This is a genomic window from Microcystis sp. M090S1, assembly GCF_020246295.1.
Lineage (GTDB): Bacteria > Cyanobacteriota > Cyanobacteriia > Cyanobacteriales > Microcystaceae > Microcystis > Microcystis aeruginosa.
This window is the reverse complement of record NZ_JADBTF010000292.1, coordinates 1-6,133: the sequence shown is the minus strand read 5'-3', so window position 1 is coordinate 6,133 and position 6,133 is coordinate 1. Positions and strand designations below refer to the sequence as shown.

Sequence of the window (6,133 nt, the reverse complement as noted above, 5' to 3'; positions counted from 1 at the left end):
TCGAGAATTTGAAAATAAAGAAGAACTGGAAAAAGTAGTCAATCAGCTTTTAAATGAAGGGGGATTGATTATTAAATGGAGTAGAAAACTTAAAAATAAGGGTAATGCTGTCAATGTAACTTAAATGCGTAAAAGCTTATCCGTTACCGCCACCGTCAGATTATAGAGGGATTGGGCTTCAAAATCAGCCTTACCGATGAAGAATAATTCCCGGCCACGAATCTGGAAACTGCTCTGATCACTGCCCAGCAAAGAAAGGCTATTTGTCCCCAAGGCATCATCGCTGATCTGAATATCGGCAACTTTTACACCTTGACTGGTATCGGTATTTTCAGCGATCGCCTTAGTGCTATTGGTAAGAATTAGGGCTGTGGGAGCCTCATTGATATCGGTGATGTTTAAAGTTAAGGTTTGGGTGAGATCGGGGGTGACACCAACGGTTGTATCATCGACATTGACGGTGACTTCGTAACTGTTTTGAGCTTCAAAATTAGGAGTAAAACCGACATAGAAAAGGGCCGAATTCTGAATTAAGAAGCGCTCCCTATCCCGTCCCGTGAGGAAGAGATTATTGGTTCCTAAACCATCATCTTCAATCAGGAGATCTGCGACTTTAAATTCTGGTGTGACATTGACATTTTCAGCTAACTGGGTGACAGCATTTTGGAAAATTAGGGCTGTGGGAGCTTGATTACTAGGAGTTTCATTAACATCATTTACCACAATTGTCAAGGTTTTCTCAAAACTGAGTCCCCCTTGGTCGGTGGTTTTTACTCGAATACTGTAACTATTCTTGGTTTCAAAATCGGGAGAATTATTAATCTGTAATTGATTCCCTACAATCGAGAATGCTGAGTTATCTGTATCTCCTGTTCCTGTAACTAAACTATAGGTAAAGCTATTACCACTATCGGGGTCTGTACTGGAAAATGTTCCAATTACTGTATTGGGGGCAACATTTTCATTTACTGTGGTCGCACTTAAGGCTAAATTTGTCGGAGCTTGATTACTAGGAGTTTCATTAACATCATTTACCGCAATTGTCAAGGTTTTCTCAAAACTGAGTCCCCCTTGGTCTGTGGTTTTTACTCGAATACTGTAACTATTCTTGGTTTCAAAATCCGGGGAATTATTAATCTGTAATTGATTCCCTATAATCGAGAAGGCTGAGTTATCTGTATCTCCTGTTCCTGTAACTAAACTATAGATAAAGCTATTACCAGTATCGGGGTCTGTGCTGGAAAATGTTCCAATTACTGTATTGGGAGCAACATTTTCATTTACTGTTGTCGCACTTAAGGCTAAATTTGTTGGAGCTTGATTACCGGGAGTTTCATTAACATCATTGACAGTAATTGTCAAGGTTTTCTCAAAACTTAGTCCCCCTTGGTCGGTGGTTTTTACCCGAATACTGTAACTATTTTTGGTTTCAAAATCGGGGGAATTATTAATCTGTAATTGATTCCCTACAATCGAGAAAGCTGAGTTATCTGTATCTCCTGTTCCTGCAACTAAGCTATAGGTAAAGGTATTCCCAGTATCGGGGTCTGTGGTAGAAAATGTTCCAATTACTGTGTTAACAGGGACATTTTCATTTACTGTGGTCGCACTTAAGGCTAAATTTGTCGGAGCTTGATTACTAGGATTTTCATTGGTGCCAATAGTGACAATAACTGAAGCTTGATCGTCTTCATTGGGATTATTGTTATTGGGAGTAGAATCAGGATCAGGTTCAGTTACTGCAATCACTTCAGCAGTATTAGAAAGACTTCCTCCAGAAGTAACTTTGGTAACGATATCTACGAAAGCTTGATTATCCTTGGCGATATTCCCTGCTTCCCAAATGCCAGATGTGGAGTTGTAAGAACCTTGCTGAGGATTTGACGAAACAAGAGTTAATCCTTGAGGCAAAACATTTTTTACCTGAATTGATGTTGCGGCTCCTGGACCTTTATTGGTTAGAGTTATTTTGAAAGTAACTAGGTCATCAATATTCGCTGTCGTTTTATCTGAAGTTAGAGAAAGTTCCAAATCAGCAGGTTGAATTGTACCAGGTGCAACGTTGAAACGCTGTACTACTGAGTCATTGTCTGGATTAAAGTCTGCTTGTGCGCTTGAGACTTGAATCAAACTACTGGTTGAACCCGAACCAACCAATCTGCCTGAAACAACTACTGTTGCTGATTCATTGACGTTAAGGCTGCCAATATTTGCAGTAATTGCACTGCTAGAAATACTTCTCGTACCTTTACTGGCAACAGCAGACACATCAAGGATATTTTCAAGGGGCAAGTTATCGCTGAGTGTGACTCCTGTTGCATTAGAAGCACCGATATTTTTAACGGTAATGGTGTAGCTGACTTGATCTCCTAAAGTAAGAGAATTAGTTACTGGAGTCACACTCACTTGTAGATCTACTCCAGTGGCTGCTGTTGGTGTGAGAGCAAGATTGTAGGTGGTGTCACCTTCGTATTGGGATACTTTTACAAAGTAGTCTCCTGCGGGTAATGCCGTAATATTAATATTTTCATCTTGATTGTCTGTTCCTTCAGAAAGCTGAATCACTTCATCAGAAGAGATTACACCGTCTCCATCTTTATCTTGAGACAATTCTAAATCGGCATCTGCTGATAAGCCACTAAGATTGAGGGTAACTCCACTAGGATTTGTCAGGGTAAAGCGGTAATAGTCAATCGGATCAACATTACCAACAAAATCGTTTTGGGTGGAAGCAGTTAAAGTGCCAAGATTGAAGGCAGTGGTAAGGGTACTACCTGCTTTATCAGGTGGAATAACTGACGGAGTTGCCGAAAGGTTAAGGTTATAGTTTGTATTGCCACTATTACGCCCCAAATGCAAGATATAATCACCAGCGGCTAATCCTGTACGGCTAATTTGTTCGCTGGTATCTCCTTCTTCATCAGATGTGACAATAATTTCATCAAAATCTAGAATGCCGTCATTATTTTTATCTTGTCCAACTTCAGCAAATAAATCACCATTTACTAAGTCAGTAACATCAACGGTCAAATCGCTGATAGATGATAATGTGAAACGATAGTAATCATCTGCATCCACTTGACCAATAAAATCTGATTGCTGGACATTATTACTAATGATTCCTAAATTTTTAGCATTAGTTACTGTATTTCCTGCGTTGTCAGTTGGAACTGGTAGAGGAGGAACTGTTAAACTAAGGTTAAAGCTAGTATCACCACCCTTTTGGAAAATGCGAATGTAGTAATCAGATTCGTTAAGGTCTGTCAAATTGAGCGTTTCAGGATTATTACCTAACTGATTTGAACTTGCTATAACGTCCTCATCTTGAAAAATACCATCTCCATTAAAATCTTTGATTAGCTCTACATCAGCATCAGCAGCAAGTTGATTGAGAAGTAAGTTAAAATTTCGAGATGTACTGAAGTAGATGCCGTCAATTTTATCTTCATCTACTGGATAACCAAGTGTAAAGCGATAGATAGTTTCAGGATTTCCAGTGTTAATCGAGCCAGTCGTACTGAAGTTTCCTTCTATCTTTCCTATATCTATTACATTATTTATAAGGATGAAGTTGTTGACAGTTATGGCATCAGTAGCTACAGGTTCAACGCTTTCAGATGCAAAAGAGAAAGTGCTGAACCTCTGATTAGAATTTGTAGTTGCGCTTGGTGCTTTGAGAGTAAAATGAACGTGTCCATTATGATTAGATGCAAAACGAACTTTTTTAGGGTCTATATCCCATGTACGAGGATCATTAAAATAAACCTCTTTTACTGTAATTCCTCCTACATTAGCGTTCAAGAAAGAGGTAATTAAGTTTCTTGTATCTGCAAGAACGTATCCCTTTGTAGGAGTGCCATTTGCATTATTAAATACAGCATTAGGGTTATCAATAATCAACCATTCATCCTGATCTGCTTTCCCATTATTGTTGGTATCTGAAAATAGTTCTTTGATAACTTGCTTGTTATAGATGTCAAGACCAGTTATTGCTTTAGTAAGATTAGCTGGTACATTAGGATCAGCAGATTCATACTTTCCATTTGTGTTTTTAATGATAACTTTACCATCAGGAGCTTCTACATACCAAGTATTCTTAGTGCCAAACTTATTTTCCTTAAAAAACATATTGTTTGGTGCATATGTATTGCCGTCACCTTTTCCGGCTGTATCTATATCTAAATCCATCCCAGCTTCGTGACCAGAGTGTGCTGATGTATCTCCACCCTTTTTTAGACTTGTTCCATTTACATTAAAATTAATATTAGGATTTGAAGGAACTACGGAGTTCAGAACATCATATGTCCAATTAGATGCCCATAATTCTATGAGTGAACCTTGAACAATTCCAACTCTTGGTATGGAGGTACTTTTTAATTCAGTCCAGCGTGGAGCATTAGTAGCATTAATGAGTTGTTTAGCATTATCCTTACTGAAACTTTTCTCATTCAAGACTTTGCTTGAGCTACTAACTACAGAATTAAATAATTTTATTGCCCATTCAGTGTTACCACCAGACTGTCCATCAACAACTAAAGGACTGCCACTGCTACCCGGAAAACCCAAGTAAGCTAGTCGTTGTCGTTGAGTATAAATATCAAGCTCTCCAGTTCCAGTTTTTACTGGATTACTTCCATCAGTCTTAGAAAAACCATCGGTAACGTTTACCTTAACAGTTATAGACTTCTGATCCTGATCTTCAACATCAAAAGTGACTTCACCAAGACCCTTATCCTTTTGAGTATTTCGAGGCTTACCATACTCTTGGCTCTCACCAGATACTATAGGAACATAGTATAAAACTCCGTAGGTGTTTTCCTTAACTGCATCTTTTCCATCTTTGTCAATTAATTTTCCTTTAGCCTCCAAGCTACTAGGAATCGATTTTAAAGTAATAGATCCAGATTTTTTACCCAGATCAATCTCGATAACATCACCCAAAAGACCATTAATGGGAATTTCTTTAGCATCATTAGAAACCGTGAAATTCCAAGCTGTACCTTCTTGTGGTGCTATCACCTCAATATTTACAGTATCTTGTCCTTGAACTTGCTTAAAGACTACAATGCCAGCCTTACTGCCTGAAACGGGCTTCTCGGTACTGAAAAGAGGGTCTTTACCTTTACCGTACCTTAATTCAAACTGGTCGGGAATGGAGAAATGTTCATACCGATAAGTCAAAGTAACGTTTCTTTCTGTTGTCCCTTGTGGTAAAGGATCTAGAGTAAAAACTTTTAGCTTGTTTCCTCCTTCACCACCACTTTCTGAAACAGGCTGCGCTTGCTCAATCGCTACTAATTTCCCATCCAAAGAAACAATCGCATGATCATCCTCAGCCTTCAACAATTTTAGCTGCTCAGACTCAAACACCTTACCCTGCACAATCCCCGAAAAAATCTCACCCTCATCACCAGCAGAATCCTCAGCATTCACTTGAGCATCCACAAAATGCCCAATTTCTTCCAACACCACCGCAACCAAAGCATCTAAACTAGCAGAAGCCAAAAAGCTTTCAGATAGATATATAGCGGTGTGCAGTCGTATGAGGTACAGTGTCACGAGCTATAAACCATGCTAGGCAAAGCTTGGTCTGTATCTCACTCAAGCGCTTACCGCTATATCTTATTAGTGCTAATCCCATAAGCGCCATTAGCCGTCCCTAAAACTGCGCCACTGACAACCTCAATCTCAGGAAGTTGACTAAAATTTCGACTTTGCCACTGCTGTCGTAATTGCGTCGCTTTAACCACATCATAACTTGTGCCAAAAGCGGTTTCTAAATTCGCCCAAAAACCATCAGATTGAGCGAAATTAAACAAAACATCGTAAACAGCAGGAAGAATCGGCAACAGGGTAGAAGTCATGACATTAACTGCAAAAGTTTATTGCTAACAGTTTTAGCCCAACAATCCCGAATTTGTCAAGACCCCTGTAACAAAAATTAAGATTATACAGAAAACGGGTTTCTTTGAGAAACCCGTTTTCTATATATTAGGATAAGATTATTGGATTCTTGCCAAAGACTGCTTAAATTCTGCGAGAGAATTAGCGGTAGCTGCTAATTTTAGTAGCTCTTCTAAGATAGTAGGGTTAGTGATTTTGCCGATTATCTCTTCAATTTCTGAAGAAATCT

General features: G+C 38.9%; 2 protein-coding genes and 1 pseudogene. 1 reads left to right on the top strand and 2 read right to left on the bottom strand.

Translation table 11 applies throughout. From position 1 onward, the window contains the following. A pseudogene (locus tag IM477_RS12675) lies at positions 1–124 on the top strand (IS630 family transposase); the annotation flags it as partial. Here IM477_RS12675 and IM477_RS12670 read toward each other — a convergent pair. Both IM477_RS12670 and IM477_RS23360 read right to left on the bottom strand, forming a co-directional pair. Continuing rightward, entirely contained in the window at positions 121–5,505 is a 5,385-nt protein-coding gene (locus IM477_RS12670) for a cadherin domain-containing protein (RefSeq protein ID WP_502866539.1), read from the bottom strand. The pseudogene IM477_RS12675 and the gene IM477_RS12670 overlap by 4 nt on opposite strands. Before the next feature lie 110 nt (positions 5,506–5,615). Then, positions 5,616–5,864: a hypothetical protein gene (locus tag IM477_RS23360; protein WP_502866538.1), complete on the bottom strand. Its 249-nt coding sequence runs from the start codon at positions 5,862–5,864 to the stop codon at positions 5,616–5,618. Positions 5,865–6,133 lie beyond the last annotated feature (269 nt).